Source organism: Streptomyces sp. NPDC056224, assembly GCF_042267665.1.
Taxonomy (GTDB): Bacteria; Actinomycetota; Actinomycetes; order Streptomycetales; family Streptomycetaceae; genus Streptomyces.
In genome coordinates this window covers 1-13,196 of record NZ_JBHJTK010000082.1, presented here as the reverse complement: position 1 = coordinate 13,196, position 13,196 = coordinate 1, and the positions used below count along the sequence as shown (strand labels likewise).

General features: G+C 72.4%; 15 protein-coding genes and 3 tRNA genes. 13 read left to right on the top strand and 5 right to left on the bottom strand.

The genetic code is table 11. The annotated features are described in order from the left end of the window. Positions 1–161: 161 nt before the first annotated feature. Positions 162–650 carry a YajQ family cyclic di-GMP-binding protein gene (locus ACFCZ1_RS37855; protein WP_030009008.1) on the bottom strand — a complete coding sequence of 163 codons (489 nt, stop codon included), beginning with the start codon at positions 648–650 and terminating at the stop codon, positions 162–164. Between the two features lie 360 nt (positions 651–1,010). Between ACFCZ1_RS37855 and ACFCZ1_RS37850 the strand changes: the two genes are divergently transcribed. Further along, positions 1,011–1,092 (top strand) — tRNA-Tyr (locus tag ACFCZ1_RS37850). Between the two features lie 507 nt (positions 1,093–1,599). Further along, positions 1,600–2,028, top strand: a complete 429-nt coding sequence (locus tag ACFCZ1_RS37845; RefSeq protein WP_376682817.1) for a hypothetical protein — start codon at positions 1,600–1,602, stop codon at positions 2,026–2,028. Here ACFCZ1_RS37845 and ACFCZ1_RS37840 read toward each other — a convergent pair. Then, positions 1,967–2,596 (bottom strand): maleylpyruvate isomerase N-terminal domain-containing protein, encoded by a 630-nt coding sequence (locus ACFCZ1_RS37840; RefSeq protein WP_376682816.1) that lies wholly within the window; start codon positions 2,594–2,596, stop codon positions 1,967–1,969. The genes ACFCZ1_RS37845 and ACFCZ1_RS37840 overlap by 62 nt on opposite strands. Positions 2,597–2,668: 72 nt before the next feature. Between ACFCZ1_RS37840 and ACFCZ1_RS37835 the strand changes: the two genes are divergently transcribed. Then, a complete protein-coding gene (locus tag ACFCZ1_RS37835) occupies positions 2,669–3,067 on the top strand; it encodes a DUF3574 domain-containing protein (protein ID WP_376682815.1) in 399 nt (132 codons plus the stop codon). 16 nt (positions 3,068–3,083) lie between these two features. Here the strand turns inward: ACFCZ1_RS37835 and ACFCZ1_RS37830 are convergent, their stop codons facing one another. Both ACFCZ1_RS37830 and ACFCZ1_RS37825 read right to left on the bottom strand, forming a co-directional pair. Continuing rightward, the gene (locus tag ACFCZ1_RS37830; RefSeq protein ID WP_376682814.1) at positions 3,084–3,740 is read right to left on the bottom strand and encodes an SDR family oxidoreductase; all 657 of its coding nucleotides are present in this window, start codon (positions 3,738–3,740) and stop codon (positions 3,084–3,086) included. A gap of 54 nt (positions 3,741–3,794) precedes the next feature. Continuing rightward, complete coding sequence (locus ACFCZ1_RS37825) at positions 3,795–5,129, bottom strand: amidohydrolase family protein (protein WP_376682813.1); 1,335 nt, start codon at positions 5,127–5,129, stop codon at positions 3,795–3,797. A gap of 435 nt (positions 5,130–5,564) precedes the next feature. Between ACFCZ1_RS37825 and ACFCZ1_RS37820 the strand changes: the two genes are divergently transcribed. The 10 genes from ACFCZ1_RS37820 to ACFCZ1_RS37775 all read left to right on the top strand — a co-directional run bounded on the left by ACFCZ1_RS37820 (position 5,565) and on the right by ACFCZ1_RS37775 (position 11,870). Then, positions 5,565–5,637, top strand: a tRNA-Thr gene (locus ACFCZ1_RS37820). 48 nt (positions 5,638–5,685) lie between these two features. Next, positions 5,686–5,758 (top strand) — tRNA-Met (locus tag ACFCZ1_RS37815). A gap of 88 nt (positions 5,759–5,846) precedes the next feature. After that, the gene (rpmG, locus tag ACFCZ1_RS37810; RefSeq protein WP_376682812.1) at positions 5,847–6,011 is read left to right on the top strand and encodes a 50S ribosomal protein L33; all 165 of its coding nucleotides are present in this window, start codon (positions 5,847–5,849) and stop codon (positions 6,009–6,011) included. A 148-nt stretch (positions 6,012–6,159) separates the two neighbouring features. Further along, a complete protein-coding gene (locus ACFCZ1_RS37805; RefSeq protein ID WP_376682811.1) occupies positions 6,160–6,612 on the top strand; it encodes a MaoC family dehydratase N-terminal domain-containing protein in 453 nt (150 codons plus the stop codon). Between the two features lies 1 nt (position 6,613). Continuing rightward, positions 6,614–7,042, top strand: a complete 429-nt coding sequence (locus ACFCZ1_RS37800) for a MaoC family dehydratase (RefSeq protein ID WP_376682810.1) — start codon at positions 6,614–6,616, stop codon at positions 7,040–7,042. Between the two features lie 656 nt (positions 7,043–7,698). Further along, the gene (locus ACFCZ1_RS37795; RefSeq protein ID WP_376682809.1) at positions 7,699–8,268 is read left to right on the top strand and encodes a TetR/AcrR family transcriptional regulator; all 570 of its coding nucleotides are present in this window, start codon (positions 7,699–7,701) and stop codon (positions 8,266–8,268) included. 76 nt (positions 8,269–8,344) lie between these two features. Further along, positions 8,345–9,820, top strand: coding sequence for an MFS transporter (locus ACFCZ1_RS37790; protein WP_376682808.1), 1,476 nt, complete (start codon positions 8,345–8,347; stop codon positions 9,818–9,820). 91 nt (positions 9,821–9,911) lie between these two features. Further along, positions 9,912–10,310 (top strand): DUF3291 domain-containing protein, encoded by a 399-nt coding sequence (locus tag ACFCZ1_RS37785; protein WP_376682807.1) that lies wholly within the window; start codon positions 9,912–9,914, stop codon positions 10,308–10,310. After that, a complete protein-coding gene (locus ACFCZ1_RS37780) occupies positions 10,307–11,437 on the top strand; it encodes a UDP-N-acetylmuramate dehydrogenase (protein WP_376682818.1) in 1,131 nt (376 codons plus the stop codon). The genes ACFCZ1_RS37785 and ACFCZ1_RS37780 overlap by 4 nt, the downstream gene beginning before the upstream one ends. Before the next feature lie 16 nt (positions 11,438–11,453). Next, positions 11,454–11,870: a hypothetical protein gene (locus tag ACFCZ1_RS37775; RefSeq protein ID WP_376682806.1), complete on the top strand. Its 417-nt coding sequence runs from the start codon at positions 11,454–11,456 to the stop codon at positions 11,868–11,870. Positions 11,871–11,873: 3 nt separating this feature from the next. Here the strand turns inward: ACFCZ1_RS37775 and ACFCZ1_RS37770 are convergent, their stop codons facing one another. Beyond that, a complete protein-coding gene (locus tag ACFCZ1_RS37770) occupies positions 11,874–12,893 on the bottom strand; it encodes an adenosine deaminase (protein ID WP_376682805.1) in 1,020 nt (339 codons plus the stop codon). Positions 12,894–13,196 lie beyond the last annotated feature (303 nt).

Genomic DNA, 13,196 nt, shown 5'->3' with positions numbered 1-13,196 from the left:
TATATTATCCCGCCCCCGGGGCCCCCAAAGTCCCCCCGGGGGCCGGCGTGGGCGCCCGCGCTGCACCCCCCCCCCACACACCCCCCCACCCCCCAACCCCCCGCGGCCCGGGGGTCCGTGAGGACCGCCGGGCCGGCGTGCGGGCAGGTCTGCGACCTGGATCAGCGGTAGTTCACGAACTGGATCGCGAAGTCCAGGTCCTTGCCCTTGAGCAGCGCCTGGACCTCCTGGAGGTCGTCGCGGCTCTTGGAGCTGACGCGCAGCTCCTCGCCCTGGACCTGGGCCTTGACGCCCTTGGGACCCTCGTCCCGGATGATCTTCGCGACCTTCTTGGCGTTCTCCTGGGAGATGCCCTCCTCGATCGTGGCGAAGATCTTGTACTCCTTGCCGGACAGCTGCGGCTCGCCGGCGTCCAGCGCCTTGAGTGAGATCCCGCGCTTGACCAGCTTGGTCTCGAAGACGTCGAGGACGGCCTTGACGCGCTCCTCGGAGTTCGCCTCCATCAGGATCTTCTCGCCGGACCAGGCGATCGTGGCGCCGGTGCCCTTGAAGTCGTAGCGCTGCGAGAGCTCCTTGGCGGCCTGGTTGAGGGCGTTGTCGACCTCCTGCCGCTCGACCTTCGAGACGATGTCGAAACTGGAGTCGGCCATGTGCTGTGGCTCCTTGAAGTCGGTTGTGATCGCCCCGGAGGGCGCGGCCGGACGTCCCCGGCACACTCCGCAAAGCCTAGTGCTGTGACCGGCGAGCTTCACCGGGTCACGGCCCCGGCACGGCACCTCGCCGTGTTGCCGGACCGCGCCGGTACGCCCCGTACGCGCCGCGGGCCTCCGCCCTGCGATGCACCGCACCGGATGCCGCGACCCGGCAAACCCTTCCGACCACGGCACTGGCCACCGCACCCGCCCGGAGCGCTGATCAATCCGGTGGCGAAGCACCCCCGGTCATCGGGTATCGTTTACGTCGTTGCCACAGAGCACCGCCCCAAAGCGGCCTCACCGGCAACATCCCATGGCGATGTGCCCGAGTGGCCAATGGGAGCGGACTGTAAATCCGTCGGCTTAGCCTACCCAGGTTCGAATCCTGGCGTCGCCACGCGAATGGAACCCCCCGTTCATCTGCGGAAACGCAGTGAACGGGGGTTCTTTCGTTCTCGAACACAGGCGTCGACCGTCCCGCACGTTCGGCCCCTGCCAGGCTGTGGCCGGCGCGCCGGGCGGCGCTCCGCGCCTCCACCCCCGCACCGAGCCGGCCGGACACCGTCGTGTGGTGGAGGTCATAGGGCCGTTTCGCCGGCTCGGAGCCTTTGTGTCCCGCGGGCCGCGCACCTCAGCCCGGGCATCCGCCCACACGGCGCCGTACCCGTTCTCCTGCACCCTGCCACCGTGTGGCGTCCGCGTGTGGCGTCCGCAAGAGCCGCCCATCCTCCGCGACGCCGGGGCGTGCGTCGGCCTGCGGACCGAGGTCCCCACCCTTGCCAGGGCGGGCGTCCATCGTGTCAGCCCCCCGCGCACGTCGTACTCGCCGTACCGGTCGGAAAACCGGTGGGCACGGGCGCGGCGCGCGGGCATGCTGGCCGCATGATCAGCATTCGAAAGGCCCATGCCGCGTAAGCCCGTCTCGCAGGTCCGCGCGGACCTGCCCCGAAAAGCACGCCGCGGGGACGACCGGGCCGTCATCTCCGGGCTTTCCGCCAAGGCCGTCGCCGAGATCGCCCGCATCGAGCGCCGGGCCTACGCGCCGGGCGCGGCCCACCAGGCTCTGCGTGAATGGCGCGAGACGGTCCACGCGCCAGGACCCACGGTGATGTACCCGCGGTGGTTCCGCGAGTGCCCGTGCTGTGCGCCCGCCTGGGGCGGAGACCACCGGGAGACCCTGGAGGCCATCTGCCACGGCCTCTCGCGGAGATCGGCGCGTGAGCTGCGCGCCGTGCTCGCGCCGCTCGACGAGCGGTTCCTCGCGCGCACCCTCAACGATCCGTACGCCTCCCCGCGTGACCGGTGGTGGCGCCGGCGGCTGGAGACTCCGTGAGCGCCGCCTTCCAGGACCAGGACGTGCGGCGGGGCCGGCCGGGCAGTGCGATGCGGCCCGCCGACCAGAGCAGGACCTCGGTGGGCGGCCCCTGCGGGGCATCCGGGAAGAGGCGGGACAGCACCGGCGCGCAGAGCCCTGGCGGGGGCCGCCAGGACAGGCCGAGACCCCGGGCGATGTCATACGTGTGGAGCAGCAGTTCCGCGACACCCATCGCCGCGAAGCCCCCCGGGTCGCAGGGCCCCCAGTGCCAGGCCCGGTCCGACGGGTCGGCGGCCGTGACCGCCGAGCTCAGCAGACGGGCGCTCGCCGACACCACCACCAGCACCTCGGCGGGGGGCGTGCCCGGGCGGACGCGCAGGTCCAGGGGCAGGTATCCGGACGGCGTGCGGGAGGTCACCTGGGCGGCGTACGCAGTGAGATCGTGCGCGATGTGGGCCGCGGTCGTCCAGCAGGACCAGTCGAGGGAACCGGCCGGCACCTGCCAGTCCAGGCCGGTGTGCGGACCGAGGGCGGATGCGGTCTCGGCTGCGGCCCGTTCCACGTCCTGGCCCGTCGTCGACCGCATCGTCAGGGTCTCCTGCTTCGTTCACCTGGGGTGAAATGGACATCTGACGCGCGGGGGAAAGCAGGTGGCGGGGTGCTCGCCGCCCTGCTCGGCGCCGGGATCCCGGCCCTCGTGGGAGCGGCGCTCCACACGGATGCGGGGAAGCCGTACCAGGAGACCCGACTCTACTTCGGCACCGAGCGCCCCGACGGCCGGGACCCGGTGGGGGAGCGGGAGTTCATGCGGTTCCTGGACCGCGAGATCACCCCCGCCTTCCCCGAGGGGCTGACCGTCCACGACGGGTACGGCCGGTGGCGGGCCCAGGACGGAAAGAGCGTCCGCGAGACCTCGTACGAGGTCGTGCTGCTGTACCCCCGGAGGGAGGCCGACGAGCGCAGCACGCGCATCGAGCGGATCCGCCGGGCCTACGAGGACCAGTACCGGCAGGACTCGGTCGGGCGGTCCGACGACGAGGTGACCGCAGAGTTCTGACCGGCCCGACGGGCCGTCAATTGCCCGCGACGTCCTTGACTGCCACGGTCACCGGCGTCGAACCGGCCGTCAGCTCCAGGGTCAGGCCCGCCGTCGCCGGGGTCTCGACCAGCTCGGCGAGCACCGCCGCCACGTCGTCGCGGGGCACGGACCCGCGGCCCGTGTGGGCCTCCAGGCGGACCAGGCCCGAACCGGCTTCGTCGATCAGCGATCCGGGGCGCAGGATCGTCCACTCGAGCCCCAGCCGGGTCCGGACGTGATCGTCGGCCTCGCCCTTGGCCCGCAGGTAGAAGTCGAAGACGTCATCGCCCTCGTGATGCGCGTCGGCGCCCATCGAAGAGACCATCAGGAAGCGCCGCACGCCCGCCCGTTCGGCCGCGTCGGCGAGCAGCACCGCCGCTCCCCGGTCCACGGTGTCCTTGCGCCCGATACCGCTGCCGGGACCCGCGCCGGCCGCGAAGACCGCCACGTCCGCGCCGTGCAGGATGCCCGCGACGTGTTCCACCGTGGCCGACTCCAGATCGCACAGCACCGGTTCGGCGCCGGCCTCCCTGAGGTCGTCGCCCTGTGCCCGGTCGCGGATGATGCCCGCGACCTCGTACCCGCGCACGGCGAGCAGGCGCTCCAGCCGCAGCGCGATCTGACCGTGTCCACCCGCGATGACGATGCGCATGATCCGACCGTACGACGAGCCGGGCGCCCACGCCCGCGAACGCGGGCCGAACCTTCAGGGGCCGGGCTCCGTACGGCCCTGGCGGGGCAGGTCCAGGGCCACCGCGACGGCGGAGTCGCAGTACTCCCGGACGGCACTCGTACGGGCTACCACCCGTCCGCGGTGGATCACGATCCTGCTGTAGGCGAGCGAGAGCACGGCCGCGATCCGGTCCCCGCGCACGGCGAGCAGCTCCGCCGGGAAACCGGCCTCCACCCGGACCTCCGGCAGGCCCATGGCCTCGCGGGCGGCGGAGCTGACCGACTCGTAGGCCTCGCCCGGCCGGAGCCCGCCCTGGGAGGCCAGCAGGTACGCGGCCTCCAGCGGGTCGCCGCGGCCGACCGGGTTCCCGGCGTCACGCAGCGCACCGCTGCCGGCCGTGACCCGTACGCCCGCGGTGCGCAGGAGGCGTACCGGGGCGGTGCGCAGGCCGCGGCGTTCCAGGGCCGCGCAATCGCCCTGGGGCAGGCAGGTCACCCGGACGCCGGCCGCGGCCAGCTGGTCGGCGGCGCGGGCCGCCACGTCCAGCGGGAGCCGCGAGAGGCCGCCGCAGGGGCCGATGGTCACCCCGGGGCGCAGCCCGCCGGCCATCGCGGCGAGCCGGGCCAGGCGGGCGGGATCGTCACCGTCCGTGTGCAGGTCCACGGGGCAGCCGTGCTCGGCGGCGAGTTCCAGGACGGCTTCGAGGAAGCCCGTCGGGTCGGGATCCAGGTCGGGGCAGCCGCCGATCACGGAAGCGCCCATCTTGACCGCGTCCCGCAGCATCGCGAACCCGTCGGCGCCGGCCACCCCCGTCAGCAGCCGGGGCACGGCGACGGCCGTCAGATCGGTGAGCCCGCGCAGCGATCGGCGGGCCTGGAGCACGGCCTCCATGGGACCGAGGCCGTGCACGTCGCCGATCCTGACGTGCGAGCGCACGGCGGTGGCGCCGTGGCCGAGCTGGAGCAGCGCGGCCTCGGTGGCCCGGCGCTGGACCTCGTCGGGGGTGTAGGAGACCGGCCCCTCGCCGTCGGCGGTCAGGGCGGTGTCCCCGTGGGCATGGGGCTCGGCGGGGGCGGGCAGCAGCAGATAGCCGCTGAGGTCCACGCGGGAGAGGGCAGGGGCGGGAAGGCTGCCCGCGGTGCCCACGGCCTGGATCCGGCCGCCGCTGAGGCGGACGTCGACGGTCCGTCCGTCGGTCAGGCGGGCCCCGGCGAGCAGCAGGGTGGTGGCCTCGGCGGCGGCCGTGTTCCCAGCCCCGCCGAAGTGTGCGCGGCTCGGGGAGGGGCCGTGCGCGGGTCCGTGGCCGCCGCCCTCGTCGCGGCCGCTGCGAGGGGAGTGGGACGGCTGCTGCGGCTGGCTTTCGGACATCGCGCTCCTGCGGTGGCTCGGGCGGTTCCTGGGCCCCGGCCGCGATCCACGGCCCAAGATCACGCAGCGTGCTCAGAGCCTAGGGTGCGCGGCACCGCGCTTCACGGAAGAGCGCAATAGTCGTACCGGTGTGGTGCGCGTGCGCCCCGGCGCCCGAGCGCGCGCCCCGTGACGTCAGGGGCGTGGCGGTGTCCGAAGCGCGGTGGCCTCAGACGCACCGCTCCGGCCGCGCTCCGGCCGCGGTGCGGCCGCGGGCGGGCGCCGTGAGCCCGCCGTGAGCTGCACTGCGAAGTGACCCCGCACACATTCCGGGGCGGAAGTGGTCGGAGAGGCCGCCGCGGACTGATCGACAAAGGCTTCCGAACCCCCTCGGAGCCCGGTCCCCGCAAAGGATTTGGGCGATCGGCGGGCAACCGTGTAATGTCTTCATCGCTCGCCCCAATAGCTCAGTCGGTAGAGCGTCTCCATGGTAAGGAGAAGGTCTGCGGTTCGATTCCGCATTGGGGCTCTGGTGAGAGAGGTTCCCCACCCTCGGGTGGGGAGCGGATCACATCAAAGCGGCGTAGCTCAGTCGGTAGAGCAAGCGGCTCATAATCGCTGTGTCACCGGTTCAAGTCCGGTCGCCGCTACACACAGTAGCCGATTGCGGGGTCGGTCTCCCGGTCGGCTACTCTTGTATGCGTTCATCCGTCCCAATTTCCGTCAAGGAGCACTCACGTGGCTGCCACCGACGTCCGCCCGAAGATCACGCTGGCCTGCGTGGAGTGCAAGGAGCGGAACTACATCACCAAGAAGAACCGGCGTAACAACCCGGACCGTCTTGAGATGCAGAAGCACTGCCCGCGTTGCAACTCGCACACCGCGCACCGCGAGACCCGCTGACCCCAGCGAAGTCTCGTACACAGGCACCGTCATGAGGTCGTCCCCTTCATTGGGGGCGGCCTCGTGTCGTTTTCGCGCGCCGTACCTGTGGCGCACGCCGCACCCGTTCTTGTGTCTTTCGTTTCCCTTCATCAGGAGGTAGTGAGTCATGGCTCTCGACCAGTCCTTCGTGGGGCGGAGCTACCCGCCCACCGATCCGTACGAGGTCGGCCGGGAGAAGATCCGCGAATTCGCGGTAGCGGTGGGTGACGCCAATCCCGTCTACACCGACCCCGAAGCCGCCAAGTCGTACGGCTACCCCGATGTGATCGCTCCGCCGACTTTCGTGTTCGCGATCACATTCGCGGCCGCGGGCCAGGTCGTCGAAGACCCGCAGCTGGGGCTGGACTACAGCCGCGTCGTGCACGGCGACCAGAAGTTCGCGTACTCCCGCCCTGTGCGCGCCGGCGACCGGCTTTCGGTGACCTCCACCATCGAGGCCGTGAAGTCCCTCGCGGGCAACGACATCATCGACATCCGCGGCGAGGTCCACGACGAGACCGGCGAGCACGTGGTGACGGCGTGGACGAAGCTCGTCTCCCGCGCCCCCGAGGAGGCCTGACATGGCAGCGCAGATCCAGTACGCCGACGTCGAGGTCGGCTCCGAGCTGCCGGCGGCGTCCTTCCCCGTGACGCGCGCCACGCTCGTCCGCTACGCCGGCGCCTCGGGCGACTTCAACCCGATCCACTGGAACGAGAAGTTCGCCAAGGAGGTCGGACTGCCGGACGTGATCGCGCACGGCATGTTCACCATGGCCGAGGCGATCCGCGTCGTCACCGACTGGGTCGGCGATCCCGGCGCGGTGGTGGAGTACGGAGTCCGCTTCACCAAGCCGGTCGTGGTCCCGAACGACGACCAGGGCGGCCTGATCGAGGTCACGGCCAAGGTCGCGGCCAAGCTGGACGACAACCGCGTCCGGGTCGACCTGACGGCCATGAGCGCCGGTCAGAAGGTGCTGGGCATGTCCCGCGCAGTGGTCGAACTGGCGTAGGCGGGAGCACGGCCGCCGGGCGCCCGGCCGGGTGCTCGGCCGTGCGCTGGGGCAGGAGACCGGCCGGGTGTTCGGCCGGGCGCTGGCACTGGGCTGAGGGCTGTGCGGGGCTGCTGGGAGCCGGGCAGGGCGCCCGGCCCCGTCGTTAGGTCGGGCAGCGGCTTCGGCGGGTGCTTCGGCGGGGTGCCCCGCCCCCCTGGGCGTCAGCCGAGCCCATCACCGCCCCTGCCGGGGGCGGGGGCGAGGGGCGCGGGCGCGGCCCTGCCGATACCGGGCGGAGTCCAGAAGGGCATCGGGATCGCGGGCGCCCCACATCGCTACGCGCTCTCCCTGTCTCGGCGTCCGGCGGCAAGGGGGTCCGAAGGCCATCGCGAAGCGGCGCGACGAAGGAGCTCCCAGGCGGGACCGGCCCGACCCGGAAGGCGATGGGACGGACGGGAAACCCCCTGCGGGACGGACGGGAAACCCGGCCCAGCCCGATCCCGTCCAGGACGGCAGCCCTCCGCGTCCCGCGCTCCACCCCTGGCCCACCCAGTGCCCCCAAAGCCTCCGCACAGCGTTCCCGGCCCCGCCCCTAGCGGCCTCCAACCCCCATCCCCGTCCGAAGCCGCCCGACGCTCTTGCCTAGTTAGTGATTGAGCACTAACTTTGGATGCATGGCAAGGATGAGCGCACAGGAGCGGCGCGAAAGCGTCATTCGGGCGGCGATGCACGAGTTCGCGCGCGGGGGCTACTACGGGACCTCCACCGAGGCGATCGCCAAGCGGGTGGGCGTCTCGCAGCCGTACCTCTTCCGGCTCTTCCCGAACAAGCTCGCCATCTTCCTCGCAGCCGCCGAGCGGTGCCTGCGGGAGACCCGGGAGGTCTTCGCCGAGGCCGCCGAAGGGCTGCACGGCGAGGAGGCCACGCGGTCCATGGCGAACGCCTACACCCGGCTCATCGCCGAAGATCCCGACAAGCTCCAGATGCAGCTCCAGATGTACGTCACCGTCGCCGCCGCCGAAGCCGCCGGGGACCACGAGCTCGGCGAGCTCGTCCGGAAGGGCTGGATGGAGCTCTGGGACACGGTCCACGTGCCGCTCGGCGCCGACGTGGACGAGACCACGACCTTCATGGCGTACGGGATGCTGATCAACACCCTTGCCGCCATGGGCTTCCCGCCCGAGCACCGGGTCTGGCGCGGGCTGTACCCCGAGGCCCACAGCAAGGGCCGCCTGGAGAAGTGAGGGCTCGCCGCCCGTCGGCGGTCCACTGTTGCGATGAAAGTTAGTTATCGATAACTAACCACTCTCAGGGGGAATCGTGAACACGCACAACCCGCAAGGCCCACAAGGCCCACAAGGCCCCGACACCAAGCTCCGCGGGCCCGCCGTCTGGGCCCTCGTCCTCACCGGCGTCGCCAGCTTCATGGCCGCCCTGGACAACCTCGTCGTCACCACCGCCCTCCCCGCCATCCGCGAGGACCTCGGCGGCAAGCTGGAGGACCTGGAGTGGACGGTGAACGCGTACACGCTCACCTTCGCCGTCCTCCTCATGTTCGGCGCCGCACTCGGTGACCGCTTCGGCCGCCGCCGGCTCTTCACCGTGGGCCTCGCGATCTTCACCGGCGCCTCCGCCGCAGCCGCGCTCTCGACCGGTATCGACGCGCTCATCGCCGCCCGAGCCGTCCAGGGCGTCGGAGCCGCGGTCATGATGCCGCTCACCCTGACCCTGCTCACCGCCGCCGTACCGGCCGCCCGCCGCGGCATGGCCCTCGGCATCTACGGTGCCGTCACCGGCCTCGCCGTCGCCAGCGGCCCCCTCATCGGCGGCAGCCTCACCGAGCACATCTCCTGGCAGTGGATCTTCTGGCTCAACGTCCCCACCGGCCTCGCCCTGATACCGCTCGCCCGTCTGCGGCTCGCCGAGTCCACCGCCCCCGGCGCGCGCCTCGACTTCCCGGGCACCCTGCTCATCAGCGGCGGCCTCTTCGGCATCGTCTACGCCCTGGTCAACGCCAACTCCAAGGGCTGGACCAGCGCCCCCGTGCTCACCGGCCTGATCGTCGGAGCCGCGCTCGTCGGCGGGTTCATCCACCACGGCTTCAACCACCCGAACCCCATGCTCCCCATGCGACTCTTCTGGAACCGCGGCTTCCTCGGGATCAACCTGGCCAGCCTGCTGATGTTCCTGGGCATGTTCGGCTCGATCTTCCTGCTCAGCCAGTACCTTCAGGGCGTCGCCGGCTACTCGCCCACCCAGGCGGGCCTGCGCATGCTCCCCTGGACCGGCATGCCGATGATCGTCGCCCCCTTCGCGGGCATCCTCTCCGACCGCATCGGCAGCCGCCCCGTGGTCGCCGCCGGACTGGCGTTCCAGGCCCTCGGCCTCGGCTGGTTCGCGGCCATCCTGGCCAGGGACCTCTCGTACACCGCCCAGCTGCCGCCGCTGATCCTCGGCGGGATCGGCATGGCCCTCTACTTCGCCCCCGCCGCCAACGTCCTGATGTCCACGGTCGCCCCGGCCGACCAGGGCAAGGCCTCCGGCACCAACAACGCCCTGCGCGAGGTCGGCGGCGCCCTCGGAGTCGCGGTCCTGGCCTCGGTCTTCTCCGCCCAGGGCGGCTACGAGTCCCCGCAGACCTTCATCGACGGCACCGTCCCCGCCCTGTGGATCGGCGCCGGCGCGGTCGCCCTGGCCGCCGGGCTCGCCCTGCTCCTGCCGGGCAAGCCGAAGCCCGGCCCGGTCGTCGAGGGCCACGTCGCGGCGGTCCCGGAGAAGGTCCCCGCCACCGGCTGATCCGGCCCCGCCGATGGACGACCCAAGGCCCACTTCACCCCCCACTTTTCCGCGCGACCCCATCCACGCGACCCCGTAAAGGAGTGACGCCATGCCCGACATCCCGTGGTCCACCCTCACCCAGGCCGCCCCCGACACCGACGTCTACGTCATGGCCTCCCGCTTCGAGACCGCCACCCTCGGCGGCGCCCTCAGGTTCTTCCTCAAGGCGCCCGGCATCGTCGGCCAGATCCGCAGGGCCCCCGGCGCCCACGGCGTCGCGCTGCGGGCGCGCGTCCTCGACCGGACCTTCCTGACCCTCTCCGCGTGGCAGGACCGGGACGCGCTCTACGGGTTCGCCCGCAGCGAGCCGCACCGCTCCGACTCCCGCGAGCTCGCCGCCTTCATGAAGGAGTCGGCCTTCACCTTCTGGACCGTGAAGGCCTCCGAGCTCCCCATCAGCTGGACCGAGGCGGAGCACCGCCTGGCCGGGCAGAAGACGGCCTACTGAGTCACGGTCCGTGGCCCCGCAGGGATGCGAGGGGTACGGACCGTACTCTTGTCCACGTGCAGGAACTCCACGACGCCCCCCTCGCCCCGCTGACCACCTTCCGCCTCGGCGGCCCCGCCACACGTCTGGTCACCGCGACGACCGACGCCGAGGTGGTCGCCGCCGTCCGGGCCGCGGACGGGTGGGGTTCCCCCGGGGGAGCCACCCCGCTCCTCGTCATCGGCGGCGGCAGCAACCTGGTCATCGGCGACCAGGGCTTCGAGGGCACCGCCCTGCGCATCGCGACCACCGGCTTCCACCTCGACGGCACGCAGCTGGAGCTCGCCGCGGGCGAGAACTGGAGCGACGCCGTCGCCCGCACCGTCGAAGCCGGCCTCGCCGGTATCGAGTGCCTCGCCGGAATCCCCGGCTCCGCCGGCGCGACGCCCATCCAGAACGTGGGCGCGTACGGCCAGGAGGTCTGCGACACCATCACCGAGGTCGTCGCCTACGACCGCACCCGCGGCGAGACGGTCACGCTGAGCGCCGCCGAGTGCGCGTTCACGTACCGCAGCAGCCTCTTCAAGCACGAGCCCGGGCGGTACGTCGTCCTGCGCGTGCGCTTCGCCCTGGAGGACGCCGGCGGGCTGTCCGCGCCGATCAAGTACCCCGAGACCGCACGCGCCCTCGGCGTCGAGGCCGGCGACCGCGTGCCCGCCGCCACCGCCCGCGAGACCGTGCTGCGCCTGCGCGCCGGCAAGGGCATGGTCCTCGACCCCGCCGACCACGACACCTGGTCGGCCGGCTCCTTCTTCCACAACCCGATCCTGACGGACGAGGCCTACGCCGCCTTCCTCGCCCGCGTCCAGGACCGCCTCGGCCCCGACACCGCCCCGCCCGCCTACCCCGCGGGTGACGGCCGTACGAAGACCAGCGCCGCCTGGCTGATCGACAAGGCCGGATTCACCAAGGGCTACGGCACCGGCCCCGCGCGCATCTCCACCAAGCACACGCTCGCCCTCACCAACCGGGGCGAGGCCACCACGGAGGACCTCCTCGCCCTGGCCCGCGAGGTGGTCGCGGGCGTCCACGCGGCCTTCGGCGTCACCCTGGTCAACGAACCGGTGACGGTCGGCGTCAGCATCTGAGGAGCCCCGGCCGCCCATGCTCTGTCCCCTGCACGGGGCCGGTACGGACCCGACCCGCCTCGTGGGGCGCACGCTCAGCCGAGTCGTCGCGTCCTGGCACATCAGCGAAGGCGAGCGCTCCGAGGCTCCCCTCGACGTCTGGCTCATCGACAGCGTCGGGGACTGCATCCGCATCACCACCGGATCCGACCAGTGCCTCATCGTCGAGTCCGCGGCCCCGCACGAGCCGTACGACATGGGGGAGTGGGGCCGCATCGAGGTCGGCGAGGACCTCGGCGACCACCCCTTCCTGCGCCACCTCGGCGAGACGGTGGCCTCGGTCGCCGAATTCGCCCTGCCCGAGCAGGGGCGCACGCACCTGGAGATCGGCTTCCCCGACGGGCACCGGGTGCGCGCCGACTGCTACGAGGGCGACCTGCGGCTCACGCGCTGACGCTCACCCGGTGAGCCAGTGGTCGATCCCGGTCAGCAGCTTGGCCTGTACGTCCTCGGGCGCGGCCGAACCGCGCACCGACTGGCGGGCCAGCTCGGCGAGCTCCGCGTCCGTGAATCCGTGGTGGCGGCGGGCGATCTCGTACTGCGCCGCCAGCCGGGACCCGAACAGCAGCGGGTCGTCCGCCCCGAGCGCCATCGGCACCCCGGCCTCGAAGAGCGTGCGCAGCGGGACGTCCTCGGGCCGCTGGTAGACCCCGAGGGCCACGTTCGACGCGGGGCAGACCTCGCAGGTGATCTGCCGGTCGGCGAGCCGCTTGAGCAGCCGGGAGTCCTCGGCCGCCCGGACGCCGTGCCCGATCCGCGAGGCGTGCAGATCGTCGAGGCAGTCGCGGACGGAGGCCGGGCCGGTGAGCTCGCCGCCGTGCGGGGCCGCGAGCAGGCCGCCCTCGCGGGCGATGGCGAAGGCCCGGTCGAAGTCGCGGGCCATGCCGCGGCGCTCGTCGTTGGAGAGGCCGAAGCCGACGACGCCGCGGTCGGCGTAGCGGACGGCGAGGCGGGCGAGGGTGCGGGCGTCGAGGGGGTGCTTCATGCGGTTGGCGGCGATGAGGACCCGCATCCCGAGGCCGGTCTCGCGGGACGCGCTGTCCACGGCGTCGAGGATGATCTCGACGGCCGGGATCATGCCGCCGAGGAGGGGGGCGTAGGAGGTGGGATCCACCTGGATCTCCAGCCAGCCGCTGCCGTCCCGTACGTCCTCCTCCGCCGCCTCGCGGACCAGGCGCCGGATGTCGTCGGGCTCCCGGAGGCAGGAACGGGCGGCGTCGTAGAGCCGCTGGAAGCGGAACCAGCCTCGCTCGTCGGTGGCGCGCAGCCTGGGGGGCTCACCGGCGGTCAGTGCGTCGGGGAGGCGTACGCCGTACTTGTCCGCGAGCTCCAGCAGGGTCGATGGTCGCATCGACCCGGTGAAGTGCAGGTGCAGGTGGGCCTTCGGCAGAAGCGTGAGATCGCGTGCGTGCTCCATCTGGTGATCCTGCCGTACCGCCGCGCTCGGCGGGAGGGGGTTTTACCGATCGGGGGCTTGCTCGAACGCGTGAGCGGAGGCCGGAACGGGGTGGAAGTCGCTGCGCGGGGCCTCCCGGGCGCTGCCCGGACCCGCGCCTCAAGCGTCGGCGGGGCTGGATTCGGCCCGGCCGCGGGCGTGGGTGCGGCCCTGGAAACGCCTGAGCGGCGGGGGCCGGTTAAGGGGGGCGCCCCGCCGGGGCGGGGGGGGGGGGGCGGCCGGGCGCGGGCGGGGGCGTTAAAAAAAAAGAAGCAGGCGACCAAA